The 17,615-nt window shown below is 45.1% G+C and carries 22 protein-coding genes; 8 read left to right on the forward strand and 14 right to left on the reverse strand.

Annotated elements, in window-relative coordinates; translation table 11 throughout:
* Window positions 1-134 precede the first annotated feature (134 nt).
* Both ACX5KA_RS14775 and ACX5KA_RS14780 read right to left on the reverse strand, forming a co-directional pair.
* Window positions 135-983: a spondin domain-containing protein gene (locus ACX5KA_RS14775; protein ID WP_039224559.1), complete on the reverse strand. Its 849-nt coding sequence runs from the start codon at window positions 981-983 to the stop codon at window positions 135-137.
* A 12-nt stretch (window positions 984-995) separates the two neighbouring features.
* Complete coding sequence (locus tag ACX5KA_RS14780; RefSeq protein ID WP_110288463.1) at window positions 996-1,811, reverse strand: spondin domain-containing protein; 816 nt, start codon at window positions 1,809-1,811, stop codon at window positions 996-998.
* 222 nt (window positions 1,812-2,033) lie between these two features.
* On the opposite strand from ACX5KA_RS14780, the gene ACX5KA_RS14785 reads away from it, so the two are divergent.
* Window positions 2,034-2,786 carry a response regulator transcription factor gene (locus tag ACX5KA_RS14785; RefSeq protein WP_039219654.1) on the forward strand — a complete coding sequence of 251 codons (753 nt, stop codon included), beginning with the start codon at window positions 2,034-2,036 and terminating at the stop codon, window positions 2,784-2,786.
* Window positions 2,787-2,837: 51 nt separating this feature from the next.
* On the opposite strand, the gene mgtE is transcribed toward ACX5KA_RS14785, so the two are convergent.
* The 12 genes from mgtE to ACX5KA_RS14845 form a co-directional block, all read right to left on the reverse strand.
* A complete protein-coding gene (mgtE, locus tag ACX5KA_RS14790) occupies window positions 2,838-4,196 on the reverse strand; it encodes a magnesium transporter (protein WP_039219653.1) in 1,359 nt (452 codons plus the stop codon).
* Between the two features lie 174 nt (window positions 4,197-4,370).
* Entirely contained in the window at window positions 4,371-4,643 is a 273-nt protein-coding gene (locus ACX5KA_RS14795) for an HPr family phosphocarrier protein (protein WP_014948339.1), read from the reverse strand.
* Window positions 4,643-5,488, reverse strand: a complete 846-nt coding sequence (rapZ, locus tag ACX5KA_RS14800; protein WP_039219650.1) for an RNase adapter RapZ — start codon at window positions 5,486-5,488, stop codon at window positions 4,643-4,645. The genes ACX5KA_RS14795 and rapZ overlap by 1 nt, the downstream gene beginning before the upstream one ends.
* A gap of 84 nt (window positions 5,489-5,572) precedes the next feature.
* Window positions 5,573-6,016 carry a PTS IIA-like nitrogen regulatory protein PtsN gene (gene ptsN / locus ACX5KA_RS14805; protein ID WP_039219648.1) on the reverse strand — a complete coding sequence of 148 codons (444 nt, stop codon included), beginning with the start codon at window positions 6,014-6,016 and terminating at the stop codon, window positions 5,573-5,575.
* 13 nt (window positions 6,017-6,029) lie between these two features.
* Window positions 6,030-6,317, reverse strand: coding sequence for a ribosome hibernation promoting factor (gene hpf, locus ACX5KA_RS14810; RefSeq protein WP_012517338.1), 288 nt, complete (start codon window positions 6,315-6,317; stop codon window positions 6,030-6,032).
* Between the two features lie 30 nt (window positions 6,318-6,347).
* Complete coding sequence (locus ACX5KA_RS14815; RefSeq protein ID WP_458731520.1) at window positions 6,348-7,829, reverse strand: RNA polymerase factor sigma-54; 1,482 nt, start codon at window positions 7,827-7,829, stop codon at window positions 6,348-6,350.
* Between the two features lie 73 nt (window positions 7,830-7,902).
* Entirely contained in the window at window positions 7,903-8,628 is a 726-nt protein-coding gene (gene lptB, locus ACX5KA_RS14820; protein WP_014948343.1) for an LPS export ABC transporter ATP-binding protein, read from the reverse strand.
* A gap of 2 nt (window positions 8,629-8,630) precedes the next feature.
* A complete protein-coding gene (gene lptA, locus ACX5KA_RS14825; RefSeq protein WP_039219637.1) occupies window positions 8,631-9,176 on the reverse strand; it encodes a lipopolysaccharide transport periplasmic protein LptA in 546 nt (181 codons plus the stop codon).
* Window positions 9,145-9,723 (reverse strand): LPS export ABC transporter periplasmic protein LptC, encoded by a 579-nt coding sequence (lptC, locus tag ACX5KA_RS14830; protein ID WP_039219635.1) that lies wholly within the window; start codon window positions 9,721-9,723, stop codon window positions 9,145-9,147. Before lptC ends, lptA begins: the two co-directional genes overlap by 32 nt.
* Window positions 9,720-10,268 (reverse strand): 3-deoxy-manno-octulosonate-8-phosphatase KdsC, encoded by a 549-nt coding sequence (gene kdsC / locus ACX5KA_RS14835; RefSeq protein ID WP_458731521.1) that lies wholly within the window; start codon window positions 10,266-10,268, stop codon window positions 9,720-9,722. The genes lptC and kdsC overlap by 4 nt, the downstream gene beginning before the upstream one ends.
* Window positions 10,269-11,249 carry a KpsF/GutQ family sugar-phosphate isomerase gene (locus ACX5KA_RS14840; protein ID WP_458731522.1) on the reverse strand — a complete coding sequence of 327 codons (981 nt, stop codon included), beginning with the start codon at window positions 11,247-11,249 and terminating at the stop codon, window positions 10,269-10,271.
* A 2-nt stretch (window positions 11,250-11,251) separates the two neighbouring features.
* Window positions 11,252-12,208, reverse strand: coding sequence for a calcium/sodium antiporter (locus ACX5KA_RS14845; RefSeq protein ID WP_039219624.1), 957 nt, complete (start codon window positions 12,206-12,208; stop codon window positions 11,252-11,254).
* 568 nt (window positions 12,209-12,776) lie between these two features.
* On the opposite strand from ACX5KA_RS14845, the gene mlaF reads away from it, so the two are divergent.
* The 7 genes from mlaF to murA all read left to right on the forward strand — a co-directional run bounded on the left by mlaF (window position 12,777) and on the right by murA (window position 17,484).
* Window positions 12,777-13,577 (forward strand): phospholipid ABC transporter ATP-binding protein MlaF, encoded by an 801-nt coding sequence (mlaF, locus tag ACX5KA_RS14850; protein ID WP_039219621.1) that lies wholly within the window; start codon window positions 12,777-12,779, stop codon window positions 13,575-13,577.
* Complete coding sequence (mlaE, locus tag ACX5KA_RS14855) at window positions 13,574-14,350, forward strand: lipid asymmetry maintenance ABC transporter permease subunit MlaE (RefSeq protein WP_333971683.1); 777 nt, start codon at window positions 13,574-13,576, stop codon at window positions 14,348-14,350. The genes mlaF and mlaE overlap by 4 nt, the downstream gene beginning before the upstream one ends.
* Window positions 14,351-14,359: 9 nt before the next feature.
* A complete protein-coding gene (mlaD, locus tag ACX5KA_RS14860; RefSeq protein ID WP_014948351.1) occupies window positions 14,360-14,833 on the forward strand; it encodes an outer membrane lipid asymmetry maintenance protein MlaD in 474 nt (157 codons plus the stop codon).
* 118 nt (window positions 14,834-14,951) lie between these two features.
* The gene (locus ACX5KA_RS14865) at window positions 14,952-15,617 is read left to right on the forward strand and encodes an MlaC/ttg2D family ABC transporter substrate-binding protein (RefSeq protein ID WP_458731523.1); all 666 of its coding nucleotides are present in this window, start codon (window positions 14,952-14,954) and stop codon (window positions 15,615-15,617) included.
* The gene (locus tag ACX5KA_RS14870; protein WP_039219608.1) at window positions 15,614-15,922 is read left to right on the forward strand and encodes an STAS domain-containing protein; all 309 of its coding nucleotides are present in this window, start codon (window positions 15,614-15,616) and stop codon (window positions 15,920-15,922) included. Before ACX5KA_RS14865 ends, ACX5KA_RS14870 begins: the two co-directional genes overlap by 4 nt.
* A gap of 29 nt (window positions 15,923-15,951) precedes the next feature.
* Window positions 15,952-16,209 (forward strand): BolA family protein, encoded by a 258-nt coding sequence (locus tag ACX5KA_RS14875; protein ID WP_012517351.1) that lies wholly within the window; start codon window positions 15,952-15,954, stop codon window positions 16,207-16,209.
* A 12-nt stretch (window positions 16,210-16,221) separates the two neighbouring features.
* On the forward strand, window positions 16,222-17,484 hold the full coding sequence (gene murA, locus ACX5KA_RS14880; RefSeq protein ID WP_039219595.1) for a UDP-N-acetylglucosamine 1-carboxyvinyltransferase: 1,263 nt from the start codon (window positions 16,222-16,224) through the stop codon (window positions 17,482-17,484).
* The last annotated feature ends 131 nt before the right edge of the window (window positions 17,485-17,615 follow it).

Genomic DNA, 17,615 nt, shown 5'->3' on the forward strand with positions numbered 1-17,615 from the left:
TATCTACTCAGCAAAGCCAGCGCCTATCTTTCTTATTCCCGTTAAGTTTTATCTCCGTTTCCCCTTCGCACAAAAGTAAAAACACCCCATTACCTGTGTAATAGGGCGCTTTCACGTGTACTGCGTTCGACCATTTAACGGGTTCGGGTTATCACCACGCGGCTCGTTGGGAAATCAAAACGATGGGCCTCGGTTAGTACCGATGTAGACAGGCCCTCACGGCTTGGATCGTCAGCGTTTGCACTAGTGACTACACCTTGGTGAAGTCTTACTGCATCGGCAAGATCATCCCTTACCACATCATAGCCCGCAGCTTCTCCGCCGCCACCCGCTGCACTAGCGGCAGGGCCTGGCATCGTAGCAGCGGTTTCTGTGTTTGCTTCTGTACCCGCATCCCAAGTCACTGTCATGAACGTTTTTATATCACCAACCGCCATGTTGCTTACATTCGCAGCGTTTAAGCCGGTGAATGCGTCGTTGGTGTTGACCAGCATGGTCGTTACCGTAAGGCGAAGGTCGTCAGCATCGAGTTCTGGAACCACAAGAGTTAGTTCTGCGCCCATTGAGCGAGGACCCAATATGCCCCCAGAGTTTTGCGCATCCAAAAAGTCCGTGGAGTCCATGGCTTCAGTAATGACCATAGACGGGTCACCGCCTTCAGCCATTATTTCAATGCCCATGCTGGCTGGCTCGCCTTCATTAAATGAATGGAAGCCTGACTCATGCAATATGACAGCGGCAGGTGCAAAGGGTTGAGAGTAGGTTAAGTTGGTAATTTGTACGGTATAAACCGCAGAATTACCGTTAATACCGTCTTGTCCGTCCGAACCGTCTTGACCATCCGTACCATCTTGTCCGTCAGTACCTGCTTCCCCCTGCGGACCAGCTGGTCCTTGAGGGCCTGTATCACCATCGTCGCCGCAGGCAGCAAGAAGCGCTGAAAGCATCAATAATGTACTGAGTTTAATTATTGGATTATTCATCGTATTGGCTCCTTAAGATGCAGGAACAGTAATAACTATACGTGCTACTGGGTTCAACCAACGGTGTACGGTAGAGTCCAGATCACTTGCACCAGCGGCGCTATCAGTATCACCAAGCGCATTGCGGTGGATGTGTACTGGGCCATCTTCACCATCTTCAATTTCGCCATTAACGATTTGTGCACCCACACCCGTGCCACCTGTACCCAAATCAACAATACGAGTTGGAGCGCCGCCACCGGCAACACCCGGTACGCCATATCCACCCAGCGCATTTCCGGTTCCAGCTTCAACAACATCTGTACGGGCACTATTTAGTTCATCGTTAAGCTCAGTACCGGCATCGTATGCATTAAGGTAATAAGTGTAGGTACCCGGCTCGGTTGGAATTTCAATACTGTCCATACCAACAAAAGCGTCGTTAGTAGGTATTAGCATGGAAAGTAGCGAAAGATATGGCTTGTCCATAGTATCGAAGGGATAGCTTAACGTAGCTTTCGGCGCGAGAAGTCCGCCAAAACGGTGCCACGTATTTGAACCATTGTCGGTATCAACAGGGCCGAGTAACGCTTCAAAGTTTGCGCCGCTTGAATCAGCATTTTGTTCGTCGTCAATAACACCCGCTTCAGCTAACCACGCTAGAGCTGATGACGCAGGTTGCCCAACTTCAAAGGCATCGACGGTGTCATCGTGAGCTATGACTAAGCGCGGCGTAAAACTCTGCGCCTGAGTCAGGTTGGTAATTTCAATGTCTAAAGTGACAGCTTGGCTTACTGATACTGCTGCTAGCGACAAAAGCGTTGCGCTAGCAAGTTTAGTGAATTTCATTTTATTGTCCTTATTTATGGCTTAAATCGCATAAAAATTTAGGGCAGTAAAATGTCCAATTCATCACAGAACTTTCACAAAACGCACACAGATTCGTCTCAATAAATAACAGTGCTGTTATAAATTCTGAATTTATATTTTTTATAAAAAAATTGTAATCACTGTGAAAGAAAACCACGAACGCACTGGTCTTGTTTTTTATTGGCGAATTAGGAGCGAGATATGATCCTTATCATCTACAGTGGAAATATGTTTCAACAGAACATATCGCAATGCTTAAGTAAGCATAGCTTTCTTTACGACGCAGTTTCTAATTTTCAATCCGCAGAGTCTTTGCTTAAGGCGCAACATTATTCGCTTATTATTGTTGAGTCGCATAGAGATATTATCTGCCTTAATCGTATAAAAGGCCTTGTTGAGACGAACCCAGAAAGTTGGGTGATGGCGGTGGAAAGTGACGCGATGGCAGACGATGTGGCCGACGAAGAGGTAGATGAAGCAAACTACTATGAAGTAGGCGTAGATGATTATCTATCAGGGCCATTTGATGCACGCATGTTTACTGCCCGTATTCGCTCCCATATGCGTAGGAGTATGCCTAGCCAAGAACATGTAAGACCATCTCAAGGTAGTGAAGAGCGCATCGAAATAGGACCCCTTAAAGTCGACCAGCGATTTCATAGCGTAACCTTAAATGGCCAAGTGCTAACGCTAACGGCTAGGGAGTTTGCGCTACTGGATTATTTTTGTCGTCATCCAAACCAAGTTTTTTCTCGCAATCAATTGCTCAGTGAGGTGTGGGGCTATAACCACGAAGGCTACGAGCACACGGTGAATACCCATATAAATCGGTTACGCACTAAGCTTGATAAAATCAACAGTATTGAAAATGGTGGACAGCTAGTAGAAACCGTCTGGGGTGTGGGTTACAAGCTGAACGTCAATGGATATATAGCGAAAGCGCTTATTGCATGAGTGTTGTTTAGCTCACCCATGCCCTATCAGGCATGAGAGTTCAAAATTAACTTAAATTAGAAACAGCGTCGCAGTACCTAAGAAAGCAAAAATACCCACTACATCGGTTATCGTAGTTAAGATAACACTGCCAGCTAGCGCAGGGTCTATCTTAAGACGCTTCATGATCATAGGTAAGGTTGCACCCGCTAAAGCAGCCGCAATCATGTTTACCATCATGGCAAAGGCAATAATTACGCCCAGCATGTAATCTTGTTTCCATAACGCAATGACAGAGGCAATAAGCACCGCCCAAATGGCACCGTTTAAAAAGCCGATGGATATTTCTTTACTGATAAGCCATCGTGAGTTACTGGCATTTACATGGCCTAGTGCCATACCGCGAATAACCAGGGTCAGCGTTTGGTTACCAGCCACGCCTCCCATACTCGGCACGATGGTATTTAAAATAGCTAACACAGCTAGTTGGCTGAGCGTTGCTTCAAATAAATCACTCACCATAGCAGCCATCAGCGCAGTGACCAAGTTAACGGCCAGCCACACGGAGCGGCGTTTAGTACTTTGCATAACCGGAGCAAAGGTATCTTCGTCGTCATCAAGACCCGCCATACTCATCATCGAGTGCTCGGCGTCTTCACGAATAATGTCAACCACGTCGTCAATGGTAATTCGCCCCACTAAGCGATGGTTTTCATCTACAACAGGTGCTGAAAGCCAATTGTATCGCTCGAACAGGCTTGCCACTTCATCGTCGGGCATATTCACAGGAATCGCTTCAGATTCCTCGTCCATAACGTCAGACACTCTATCGTCGGTATCTGCGGTGAGTAAACGGGTAACTGGAACAATACCAACAAGGTTGTCAGTTCGATTTACTACGTAAAACGTATCCGTATTCTCTGGCAGCTCGCCTTTTAAACGGATATAGCGCAAAACCACGTCAATGGTCACATCAGGGCGTAATGTGATGGTGTCGGTGTTCATGATGAAACCAGCGGTTTCTTCACCGTAAGACAGCGCTTGCTCTGCGCGCACGCGATCTTGTGCATCCATCGAATCTAGAATATCGGCCAGTACTGGCTCTGGAAGACTGCTTAGCGTCTCTGCTAAGTCATCGGTATCCATCTCTTCAAGTGCGTCAACCACATTAGCGGGAAGCATCTTTGTAATGATACCGTTTCGAACATCGTCAGAAAGTTCTTCTAAAATGTCGCCGTGAAAGTCACCATCAATGAGCTCCCATAATTCGTCACGGGTTCTGCTAGGGCTAGATTCAAGAATGTGGGCGACGTCTGAAGGTGGTAATTCAAGCAGAAGCTTACGTACAGATACGAATTGACCGTTGGTCAACGCAGCGTTGAGTGCGCGTAACTGAGTTTGTACGTATTTAGAAACAAGCGCTTCTGCCATAAGGCGTTATTCCTACAAGCTAAAAGATGAACAATGCAGGCCATAGAGCCTAAGTGGGCGTAGAATATCGCAATTATGATGAGTCTGTCATGATAATTGCGTAGGTTTTGCGCAGGATTTTAAGATAACTGCGCTAAGTGTTGATTTATTGGTCAATGGATTGGGCAAATAAGACTATTCGTCTTCGTTAAATCTTCCCTCAATAAGTTCTTCAATAGCTGCAAGTGCATCAACAGCATCACTGCCGTCCACAATTACATCTACCTGTTCACCTTGATGGCTTTCAAGCATCATTAATCCCAATACACTGCTTGCGTCTGCTTCCTTATCGCCTTTTTTTAAGATGATTTTAGCGTCGAATTGATTCGCCAGTTTAACCAGTTGGGTCGCCGCTCTTGCATGCAACCCTAACTTATTGACGATAGTTAGCGTTTTTTGAATAGTCATTACTGATTCAGCTCTCTATGGCGAATTTGAACATCAGGGTGTATTTCACTGAAGGTTTTCGACAGGGTCTGTGCGATATAAACCGAGCGGTGTTGGCCGCCAGTGCAGCCAATCGCTACGGTTACGTAACTTCTGTTATTGCGCTCTAAATGGGGAAGCCATGTGGTCATTAAGTTTTGAATCTGCCAAATAAACTTCGTAACTACGGGTTGCGAGCCCAAAAATACCTCCACCGGTGCGTCTAAACCGGTCAGATGTTTAAGATCGGGCTCCCAGTGGGGGTTAGGTAAAAAGCGGGCATCAAAAACGTAATCCGCATCTTTAGGAATACCGTGCTTAAAGCCAAACGACTCAAAAACAAGCACAAGGCGTGAGCTTTTCTTACCTAGGATACGCTCTCGAATTAACTCTGCCAGTTGGTGAATGGTAAGCTTATCTGTATCTAAATATAAATCTGCGCGTTCAGCAATAGGCGCAAGTAGAGCTGATTCGGCTTTGATGGCTTCTGAAAGCGATTTATTAAGCTTGGCGAGAGGGTGAAGACGACGTGTTTCGCTAAAACGCTTAACTAGTACATCATCGCTCGCGTCAATGTAAACGATAGTCATCGACCACGAAGAAGGTAAGTAATCTAGAATTTCGACCAAGTCGTCAGGGTTCTTAGGCAAATTGCGAACATCAATACTTACCGCTACCTGATCGTATTCGTCAACAACTGTATGGGTTAAGGTGGGAAGTAAGTTTACCGGGATATTATCAACACAGTAATAACCTAAATCTTCCAATGCGCGAAGTGCGACAGACTTACCAGAACCCGAACGACCACTGATAATGATCAGCTTCACCTAATTTCTCCCTAATACTCTGGTTTTATCGCATACTCGTTGTCGAATAACACACCTAACTATCAATACTTAGGCGCACAACGATTAACTTAATGCAGTTAGAATATCGTCGCTCGTCGTTGCGCGACGTATTGCCTTAATCGTTTCTTTGTCGCTAAGTTTACCCGCCACGGTAGCCAGCGTTTGAAGGTGTCCTTCTGTTTGTTCCTCGGGAACAAGCAGTGCAAAAAAGATGTCTACGGGTTTTTCGTCAAGGGCGTCAAAGTCGATAGCTGGCGTGCTGGTTACAACAATGGCAATCACTTTCTCAAGGCCCGGCAGGCGTCCGTGGGGCAGAGCGATGCCATTACCAATGCCTGTACTACCCATACGTTCTCGAGCCATTAAGCTATTAAGTACCGTTGCCTGGTCAATGTTTTCGTTTTGCTTGGCAGCGATATCAGCGATGATCTCAAGAATTCGCTTTTTACTATTACACTGAACCGCACACTCGGTGCGGTCCAGACTTACGATGGCTTGTATATCCATGCTTAATTAACTACTAATGTTTTTTCAGTTTTTCCTTATGCTTGATTACCTGCCGGTCGAGTTTATCAACCATGCTGTCAATCGCCGCATACATGTCGGTATTTTCTGAGGATGCGAATACTTCAGCGCCACTTAAATGAACGGTCGCTTCGGCTTTTTGATTTAATTTTTCAACGTTCAGGATGACATGCACATTAGAAATGTGATCAAAGTGACGTTCAAGTTTGCTGAACTTCGTATCGACATAATTACGCAAAGAGTCGGTGATTTCGACATGATGACCAGTAAGGTTGATTTGCATATTTCGTCTTCCTTATATTATTAAGCCCGATTAAATAAGGCTTTTGCGTTGGTTCGACGGCGGGATCGACAACGATTCCCGGTACTTTGCTATTGTTCGCCGGGCAACTTTAATGCCTTGTTCGGCCAACAATGAAGCAATCTTGCTATCACTTAGCGGCTTACTAGGATTTTCCGCAGCCACTAATTTCTTGATCAATGCACGAATCGCTGTAGATGAACATTCACCACCAGACTCTGTTGCAACGTGGCTTGAGAAGAAATACTTCAATTCGAAGATTCCACGTGGCGTATGCATGTACTTTTGCGTTGTCACTCGCGAAATAGTGGATTCGTGCATATCTACCATTTCTGCGACATCATTTAGCACCATTGGTTTCATCATTTCCGGGCCGTGCTCAAAAAAGCCCATTTGCTGCTGCACAATGCAGTTTGCAACCTTCATTAAGGTTTCGTTACGAGATTCAAGGCTCTTTATGAACCACTTAGCCTCTTGCATGTGTGAGCGGATGAATTGTGAATCGCTACTATTCTTGGCACGGCGACTCATTGCAGCGTATTGTTGATTAACGCTTAATTTAGGCAGACTGTCGGGGTTCAGCTCAACCACCCAACGGCCATTTTTCTTGGTTACTGAGACATCAGGAATAACGTACTCAGGCTCTTTAGTAACTAAAGCACTACCTGGGCGAGGATTCAAGGTTTGCAGTAAACGCATTGCCTCGCGTAGCTGATCTTCTTTCAATCGGCTTTTACGCATAAGCGTACGATAGTCTTTGCTGCTCAGTAAGTCAGAGTACTCTTCAATCAGTTGCTTTGCTTCAGCAAGCCACGGTGTATCGTCTGAAAACTGACGTAACTGCACCATAAGGCATTCTTGAGGCGTTCGGGAACCTGAGCCAATGGGGTCAAACATCTGAATGCGTTTAAGTACGCACTCTATTTCGTCCATCTCTATTGGCTCTTCTAAGTCGTCGTCATTTACTGCTTCTAAAATATCCTCAAGGGTAACGGTTAGATAACCGGATTCGTCTATAGAGTCGATGATAGCAGTGGCAATTGCGCGGTCAGTGTCTGAAAAGTGAGTAAGGCGCATTTGCCAAAGAAGATGTTCTTGAATATCTTCAGTGGTTTCGCCTTGAAAGATTTGCTCGTCGTCATTAGACGGGCCTGGCGCTGGCGCAGATGAAGCTGAGTAATATTCATCCCACGTGCTATCGATAGGTAGCTCGTCGGGAAGGTCATTTTTCTCTAATGCATCACCCGCTTCTAACGTGTCACTAGACGCAGAAGCAGTGGCCTCAGAGCCGCTGTCATCGTTGTCGATATTGTTCTTTTCTAGCTGTGGCTCGTCACTGCCTTCTTCCACTTCCAATAGTGGATTTGAATCGAGTGCTTCTTGTATCTCTTGCTGGAGATCAAGCGTAGAAAGCTGCAGCAGTTTAATTGCCTGCTGAAGCTGTGGTGTCATGGTAAGTTGTTGGCTAAATTTTAGCTGTAAAGATGGTTTCATCTACGTCTTATTTAAATGCTCTAAATTAAATATACCAGAGCTAAACTGAAAAATGACAATTCGGTTACACTAACTATAGCCTGAATTGTTCGCCTAGGTATACATCCCTTACTTTTTGATTACTTAAAACCTGTTCCGCCGTTCCTTGCGCAATAAGCTCGCCATGACTCACAATGTACGCTTTCTCGCAAACATCCAATGTTTCGCGTACGTTATGGTCTGTGATAAGGATACCAATGCCCCTATCCCGAAGATGTTGTATTATCTTCTTTATATCATTAACTGATATTGGATCAACACCAGCAAATGGTTCGTCTAACAAAATAAATTGTGGTTTTGCGGCCAAAGCGCGTGCAATTTCAACACGACGGCGCTCGCCCCCTGACAAACTCATCCCTGTACTATTACGTATATGGTTGATATTAAATTCATCAAGTAGGGCGTCAGCTTCTTCTTCTTGCTGCTGTGAATTTAAATCTTTACGGGTTTGTAAAATAGCCATGATATTTTCATGTACCGTAAGCTTTCTAAAAATTGATGCTTCCTGTGGAAGGTAGCCAATTCCGCGGCGTGCACGCTCGTGCATTGGTTGGTGAGTGAGTTCGTTGTCGTCAATCTCAATCTTGCCTTTATCTAGGTTTACCAAGCCGACAATCATATAAAATGTAGTGGTCTTACCAGCGCCATTAGGCCCAAGAAGGCCGACTATTTGACCCGTTGAGACAGAAAGACTCACATCGCGAACAACCTGTCGTGACTTGTAGGCTTTAGCAAGGTTTTTAGCACTCAAAGTAGCCATTGCTATTCATTGTCCTTGTTATCTTTCTTTGACGATGTTTTGCGAATAGTTTCCGGCGTAAATACCGTAGTTACCCGGCCTTCGCCATTTTTACCCGCTCCACCGGTTGCAAGTAATTGCTCGGTAATCATATCAAAGGTAATCTTGTCGCCTTGCACTTTACTGGTGTCCTGCTGTAGCTCAGCGCTGCCTGCCAGAGAGATGGTACGATTAACAACTTCATAGCGTATCTCATTGGCCTTTGCTGACACTGGCGTACCGTCCTCAAGCGATTGAGAATAGCTAGCAGGTTTACCTCGTGCGATAAATATTTCTCGTCCGCTACCGTCTGTAGCGATAACTTCGACCTCATCAGCCTTGATGACAAGCGAACCTTGCGTGATAAGGACGTCTTCTTTGTAAAGCGCAGTTTTGTTTTTACCGTCAATAAACTGGGTGTTCGACCCTATTTTGATAGGTTGTGAAAAGTCGTCTTCACTGGCAAGCACCGCACCACTAGCGATGGCAAGCATAAAACTAGTTGCTAGGGGAATAAGTCGTTTGTACATGATCTAAAAGCTCGTATTCTTGTGTGCGTAAGTTCGCATTAAACCCATTACTTAAAATAAGGTATTGTGTACCCAGTATCTCAACGGGTTGATCAGATGTCATTTGTTTCGTTTCTAAATTTATCTGTATGTATTCAGTTGATAACCTTTTGACAAAGTCATCGCTGGTTTGATTTTCAATAACAACGCTGTTTTCTAGTTGAATCAGCTCATTGTTATAAAGCGTTCCTTCTTGTGCCGTGACAACCCAAGGTGATGAAGCGTTTTCCGTGTACAAGGTGTACTTTGGCTGTTGAAATAAAACAAAACCCAGCTGGTCATAGTGCTCCATCGACTCTGCAAAGACTTTGTGGTTCAACTCACCGTCTTGATTGTATAACGTAGTCGTTAGGTTTTTAGCCTTATATGCTGGCTTCAAGGCGTCATTTTCGCTACTGCCTTGAGTTTCAGGCTGCTCTTCCATCCACGTAGGGATGTACATCAAAAGCGCTAAGATAAATAGCGCCGATATACTTAGACCTAAGCGATTGAAGCCAAATAGGCTCATACACTCGCTCCAAAAATCTCGTTTGCTACCCCTTTGGCTTGCAAAATAGTGTCTGATATTTCTCGGACCGCGCCAAACCCACCTGGAAGTGTAGTTATCCAACTGGCTTGTTTGGCGACGTGAGGGTGAGCATCGGCCACTGCAATTTTAACAGCAACATGCTGATACATACCTGTGTCAGGCATGTCATCACCTACCGCTGCAACTTCATTAGGGGCTAACTCTAGGCTTTGCATCAGTTCACTCAGTGCGTCTGCTTTATTTTCCTCGCCTTGAATAATGTACGCAACGTTAAGGGCTTTCATTCTATTTTCTACAATTGCTGACCGTCGCCCTGTGATAACTGCGACATTCACGCCATTGCTTACTAGCGCTTTTACGCCATATCCATCACGGGTATGGAATGCTTTAAGTTCTTCACCGTCATTGCCTAAGTAAATGCGGCCGTCAGAAAATACGCCATCTACATCACACACCAACAGCTTAATATGTGCTAGCTTTTCAAAAAGCCCTTTGTCTAGGTCGGTATATAAGGTCGTCGTCATTTAAAGTACTCCTGCTTTCAGAAGCATGTGCATATTGAAGGCGCCAACAGGTTTGCGCTTGTCATCGGTGACCATCAACGCACTTATCTTGTGAGTTTCCATTAAGTTGAGGGCTTCAACAGCCAATTGCTCAGCGGTTGTGGTTTTACCGCCTTTGGTCATCACATCTTCTACGGTTGCGCCGTGCACATCAATGCGTGCATCGAGTATTCGTCGTAAATCACCGTCTGTAAAAACGCCGGTCAACGAACCATCTGAGTCTAAAACACCGGTCATGCCTAATCCCTTTTTAGAGATTTCTAAAAGCGCGTCAGCGACAGACGCATTTAGGCTCACTAGCGGGATGTCGCTGCCGCTAAGCATAATATCACTGACTTTGAGCAACAGTTTTCTACCCAAGCTACCACCAGGATGTGACAGCGCAAAATCATCTGACGTAAAGCCTTTTTGGTCGAGTAACGCCACCGCAAGGGCGTCGCCCATAACCAAAGTGGCTGTTGTGCTTGACGTAGGGGCAAGACCTAGTGAACAGGCTTCTTTTTCAACGCTAATATCAAGTACTACATCTGCGTGTTGACCCAACGAGCTGGATGCACTATTAGTCATGGCCACAACTTGTATCCCCAAACGCTTAACGACAGGCAAAAGATTAACTAACTCGTTAGTTTCACCAGAATTAGAGATGGCGAGTAAGACATCGCCTTTGCTTAACATGCCCAAGTCGCCGTGGTTGGCTTCGCCTGGATGCATGAAAAAAGCAGGAGTTCCTGTACTGGCCAGCGTAGCGGCAATTTTATTACCGATATGCCCAGACTTTCCCATACCACTCACGACAACTTTGCCCTTGCAGGCGAAGAGAATATTACAGGCAGCGATAAATTCATTGTTTAAGCGTTCTGCCAGATTAGCAATAGCCCGCGTTTCAATTTCAATAACGCGCTTCGCTGAGTCGATATAGTTCATCTGAGTTTTTGTATTCATGATTATCCGAACAGCCAGAATTGATAGCCGATAAAGCAAGCCAGAAGTATAAATCCATTTGTTCTTGAAATTGTACGCTTGCCAATTAAATCGAAGCTGAACAAAAACAATAGCAAAGTTAAGCCGAGCATAACGTACATATCTCGATTATAAACATCCGGGTCGAGAAGGCCTGGGGCAATTAACCCAGGCATACCAAGTACGGCAAGCAGGTTGAAAATGTTAGAGCCGATGATATTACCCAGTGCTAAATCGTCTTCGCCTTTGAGCACGCCTGCTACACTTGCTGCAAGCTCGGGCAGGCTTGTGCCAAAGGCAATAATAGTCAGTCCAATAACTAAATCAGAAATGCCCATATATCTGGCAATTTCAACGGCCGAATTTACTAGAAAGTGGGCACTCAATGGCAGAACAACAAGGCCAACACCTATCCAGATAAGCGCAGAAGTATTTGAAACGCCCTTAGGGATCTCATCTGCGGTTTCAGCAACAAGCGGGTCTTCTTTATCAACTTGAAGTGACAACCAAGCCATCATTGCCAGAACAAAAATAAATAGGCCCAGTAAGATGATCCCTTCATAAGACTTCAATTCTCCGTCAAACATAAAGCCGATAGCTATTAGTGAGATGATCAGAAGCGCCGGAAGTTCACGTTTTAGGGTGGTAGATGAAACAAGAAGCGGCTTTACAAGCGCGGTTATACCTAACACCAGTGCGATGTTTGTTATATTCGAACCTAGTGCATTACCTACCGCAGTGTTCATATTGCCATTGGCAGAGGCAATAGCGGAAACCACGATTTCAGGTGCCGAGGAGCCCATAGCGACGATCGTTAGGCCGATCATCATAGGAGAGATACCGATGTTCTTTGCTAGCGCTGAAGCACCATAAACAAAACGGTCCGCACTCCAACTCAAGACAATCAGTCCAACCAGAAAAATAACAATGTTTAAAAGCACAACAACCTGTAATAGAAAGTATTTCGCTAGATTGTCGCAAAAAGAGTGCCATTTGCCTATGCTCGCAACGCTTTATTTTCATCAAATAAGGGCAATTGCCGTAAATTTCTGCCGATAGCAAACGTTGAATGAGGCTTTATTGATATGCACGGGCGTTCAGTTTCATTTAATAAACAAGGAAATAGGATGGGAATTGGTACTACATGTAAGAATTAGTGAAGGCACGGGCATTACTTCAGCGCGGGACACCTATCATTCGTCTCAATAGAACATAACTTGTAACTTTTTGACTTTGGCGAGGGTCTTGAAAAAGCGTACAATGGCACCAAATTACACGGCCCAAAAAGCATGTTAGCCTGTAAACATAAAAACTACACTGAAGAGTAAACTTTTTTGAAATTGCACGCTCTTAAAAGTAAACTGCTCAGTAAACTTTATGAGAGATGAGTGCTAAGGCATAGAAATTGAATATGCATATCACTCATATTATTTATTATTTTTTAAGTGGGTTGCAATCGCGGTTAAAAACGTAGCCAATCCAGCGTCAGGGGTCGACATTTAAGTAACTATGGATCATTTAGTTGAAGTAGATAACCTTACCTTTAAGCGCGCCGATCGCATCATTTATGATGGGATATCGCTTAAGGTACCCAAAGGCAAAATTACTGCGGTAATGGGCCCAAGTGGTATAGGTAAAACCACGCTGCTGCGCCTCATTGGTGGGCAGTTAACGCCAGATGAAGGCGACGTAAAATTCGACGGCGATTCGATTGTCTCAATGTCGAGAAAGTCTCTTTACCAAACCCGTCGTAGAATGAGCATGCTTTTCCAAAGTGGCGCGCTGTTTACTGATATGAGTGTGTTCGATAATGTGGCGTTTCCTCTTCGCGAGCATACTGACCTTTCAGAAGACTTGATAGCAACGATTGTCGCTTTAAAGCTACAGGCAGTAGGATTGCGCGGTGCTGCTAAGTTAATGCCCAGTGAACTGTCTGGTGGAATGGCGCGCAGGGCCGCACTTGCAAGAGCGATAGCGTTAGACCCAGATTTAATCATGTACGACGAACCCTTTGCCGGCCAAGATCCTATTTCGATGGGCGTGTTGGTGAAGCTAATTCGTGAACTAAACGACGCTCTAGGCCTTACTAGCATAGTGGTAACCCACGATGTAACCGAAGTGTTGACCATTGCTGACTATATCTACATTTTGGCAGATAAGCGGGTTATCGGTGAAGGAACGGCACAGCAAATTAAAGAGAGTGACTCTGAATTAGTTCAGCAGTTCTTGAAAGGAAAAGCAGACGGCCCGGTCCCCTTTCATTACCCTGCACCTGATTTGAAAACAAGCTTTTTGGGGGCAGATGAATGAAGTTCTTCCAATCAATAGGTGCTAAAACGATAGGGAAAGTTACCACAATTGGTAGAGCCGCGCTGATGTTGTTTGGTGCACTTGTCGCTGTCCCTCGAGTAAAAAATATTCCACTGATTATCAAACAACTTTATGTGGTTGGTGTTCAGTCGCTGCTCATCATCATGGTGTCGGGGCTGTTTATTGGCATGGTGATGGCACTTCAAGGCTACACTATTTTAGTGGATTATGGTGCAGAGGGGAGCTTAGGTCCCATGGTTGCACTGTCTCTTTTACGAGAACTCGGGCCGGTGGTTACGGCTCTATTGTTTGCTGGACGTGCTGGGTCTGCGTTGACTGCTGAGATTGGCCTTATGAAAGCCACTGAGCAGTTAAGTAGCTTGGAAATGATGGCGGTAGATCCTTTAAGGCGCATAGTAGCTCCGCGTTTTTGGGCGGGAATGTTAGCCATGCCTATGCTGGCCATTATTTTCAGTGCTATTGGTATTTTAGGTGGCCATTTGGTCGGCGTAGACTGGTTGGGTGTTGATGCAGGTAGCTACTGGTCAATCATGCAGTCGACCGTTGATTGGAACCAAGATGTCATAAACGGTGTGATAAAAAGCCTCGTATTTGCCTTGGTTGTGACGTGGATTGCCATATTTAAGGGTTACGATTCTATTCCTACATCGGAAGGGATCAGTAAAGCGACTACCGAAACGGTGGTCTATTCATCATTAGCAGTATTAGGGCTGGACTTCGTGCTTACCGCCCTTATGTTTGGTATCGAGTAGGGGATTGGAATGAGTAAGTATAAAACGGAAGTAATGGTTGGTGTGTTTGTCATGCTTACGATTGGTGCGTTGTTGTTATTGGCACTAAAGGTTGCAAACCAAACGGTAGCCACCGAAGGCGATACCTACACTCTATATGCGAAGTTCGACAATATCGGCGGATTAAAGCCTCGTTCAGCGGTGAAAGTGGGGGGCGTAACAGTTGGCCGTGTATCATCAATTACGCTAGACCAAGAAGATTTTACGCCAGTGGTTGAACTATCAATCCTAAATGAATACAACGGTTTCCCTGAAACCAGCTCGGTGTCTATTCTGACGTCTGGCCTTTTGGGTGAGCAATATGTTGGTTTCCAGCCAGGGTTCTCTTTTGACGGTGTCGCTAATCTTCAAAATGGTGATTACCTACAAGATACGAAGTCAGCTTTGGTGCTAGAAGACCTTATTGGACAATTCTTATTTAACCGCGGCAGCGATGAAGACTAATCGCGGCATAGCATCTGAACGTATGTAACCTAGTCGTCAATTAATTCCAGCGGCCTGATGAAACGAAATGCTTGTTTGTCAGGTCTGCTAAATAGAGTTTTAAGTTAGGAGAGTGATTTTGAAAAAGTTTATGGTAGCAATTGGCATCTTTATGATGTCTGTAGCAGGCATAGCCAATGCGCAAGAAGTTAATGAGCAAAACCCCTATGAGCTAGTTCAGGACGTGGCTAACCGCACATTTAAGCGAATTAAAGCGAATCAGGCTGAAATTAAAGCTGACCCTGAAATGCTACGCACTATTATGGAAGAAGAGTTGGTGCCGCACATTGACTACAAATTTGCGGCTTTTATGGTGCTAGGTAAGCATTTTAAATCGGTTCCTCAAGAAAAAATGGGCGAGTACATCAGTGTATTTCGTCAGTATTTGGTAACAACCTATGCTGTTGCGATGGGCTACTACGACAACCAAGAAGTTATCTTTGAGCCTGAATCGTCTTTTGATGATAAGAAGTCTGTGACTGTACGCGCGGTTGTTCAAGATCCCAACCGTCCTGAAATTAAAATTGCTTTTAAGGTTCGTAAAGACAGCAAAACTAATGAATGGAAAGCCTACGATATGGTGGCTGAAGGCATTAGCATGCTAAACAGCAAGCGTAGCGAATTTGAGTCAATACTCCGTCAAGACGGCATCGATTCAGTGATTGCGCTAATGCGCGATAAAATTGGTAAGCCAGTAGAGCTCAAGCAGGGCGAGCCAATCGAAATCGAAGGAGAGGCTGAGTGAGCCTTTTCGAGGTAAATGACAAAGGCAATATTGTGGTTCACGGTCATCTCGACCGTGAAACACTGTCGAAAAATTTCTGGGAAAGCTTAAACGGTAACGAACGTAGTGCTTTGATTACTAAGAAAAGATGTCAAATCGATTTGAGTGATGTAGAGCGTGCAGACAGTGCCGGTTTGGCGTGGCTTATTAATGCTGTTAGGGATGCAAAGCAAAATGGTGTTAGCATGACCCTCTATAAAATGCCTGAAAAGCTACAGAAGCTTGCGAAAATAAGCAACGCAAATAGCTTTTTACCCGTAGAATAAACACCAGTTAGCGAATAAAGAAGTAAGTTATGGAATTGTCTGAAATTGAAAAGATCTTGAAAGATGCGTTAGACCTACACGAAGTCCACGTAAAGGGCGAAGGTTCGCATTTTAACATCATTGCAGTAAGCGATGCATTTAACGAAATGAGTCGTGTGAAGCGTCAGCAAGCGGTGTACGCGCCTTTAGCTGATAAAATTGCAGACGGCAGCATGCATGCGATTACTATCAAGACGTTTTCAGTAAAAGACTGGGAGCGCGAGCGCCAGTTCAACATTCCTCAATAATAGGCGCTGCTCGTGGATAAACTCGTAATTAAAAAGAGCCCTGCGCTTAACGGTACAGTGCGTATATCAGGTGCCAAAAACGCGGCATTGCCGTTGTTGATGACTAGCTTGCTTACCGATTCTCCTTGTCGTTATACCAATGTTCCCCGTCTTCGTGATATCAACACGACTACGGCGCTTTTGCGTGAATTGGGGGTAGAGGTAGCGTTACCCGCGCCTAACGATATTGTTATTGATGCAAGTACACTTGAAAGTGTGACCGCGTCTTATGATTTAGTGCGTACCATGCGTGCTTCAATTTTAGTGTTAGGCCCATTGCTTGCCAAACAGGGTAAAGCGAACGTGTCTTTGCCTGGTGGTTGTGCGATAGGCGCACGCCCAGTGAACCTTCATTTAACTGGCCTTGAAAAGATGGGCGCAAAGATTGAAGTAGACGAAGGCTATATTCGTGCTGAAGTTGATGGTCGTTTAAAAGGCGCCCGTATCTTTATGGATATGGTGAGTGTAGGTGCTACCGAAAACTTACTTATGGCCGCGGCATTGGCTGATGGTACGACTATTTTAGAAAACGCTGCACGAGAGCCTGAAATTGTTGATTTGGCGAATTGTCTTATCCAGATGGGCGCAAAAATCACTGGTGCAGGAAGCGATAAAATAACCATTGAAGGTGTAGAAACCTTAAATGGTTGCGATTATGCCGTACTGCCTGATCGAATAGAAACCGGTACTTTCTTAGTCGCAGCTGCAGTAACTGGCGGTAAAATTCGCTGTACCCATGCGGCCCCTGACACGTTAGATGCAGTACTCGATAAGCTTGAGCAAGCTGGCGCGAAAATCACGGTAGGTGAAGACTGGATTGAGCTAGATATGGAAGGGCGTAAGCCGCAGGCTGTTCGCGTTAAGACTGCACCACACCCAGCATTCCCCACCGATATGCAAGCCCAGTTCGTCACCCTAAACTGTGTTGCCGAAGGTACAGGCGTAATTACAGAAACTATTTTTGAAAACCGCTTTATGCATGTGCCAGAGCTACAGCGTATGGGCGCCGAAATCGCATTAGAAGCAAACTCAGCTGTATCCAAAGGTAGTTCAAGCTTGAAAGGGGCACCAGTGATGGCTACTGATCTTCGCGCATCAGCAAGCTTGGTTATCGCTGGGCTTATTGCAGAAGGTGAAACTCACGTAAATCGAATTTACCACTTAGACCGTGGTTATGAATCGATAGAAGAGAAACTTGGTGGTTTAGGCGCCATCATAGAGCGAGTTAAAGAGTAACGTTATCTTGTGAGTTTTTAGCATAGATAAAAGCGCCTGTTCATTACGGCGCTTTTTTTGTACCTGATTTGTCTCTATTACCAGTGAAGTTAAACAGCAGCAGAACAAACGCAATCTGCCTACGTGGCGCT

The organism is Alteromonas alvinellae, from assembly GCF_902705805.1.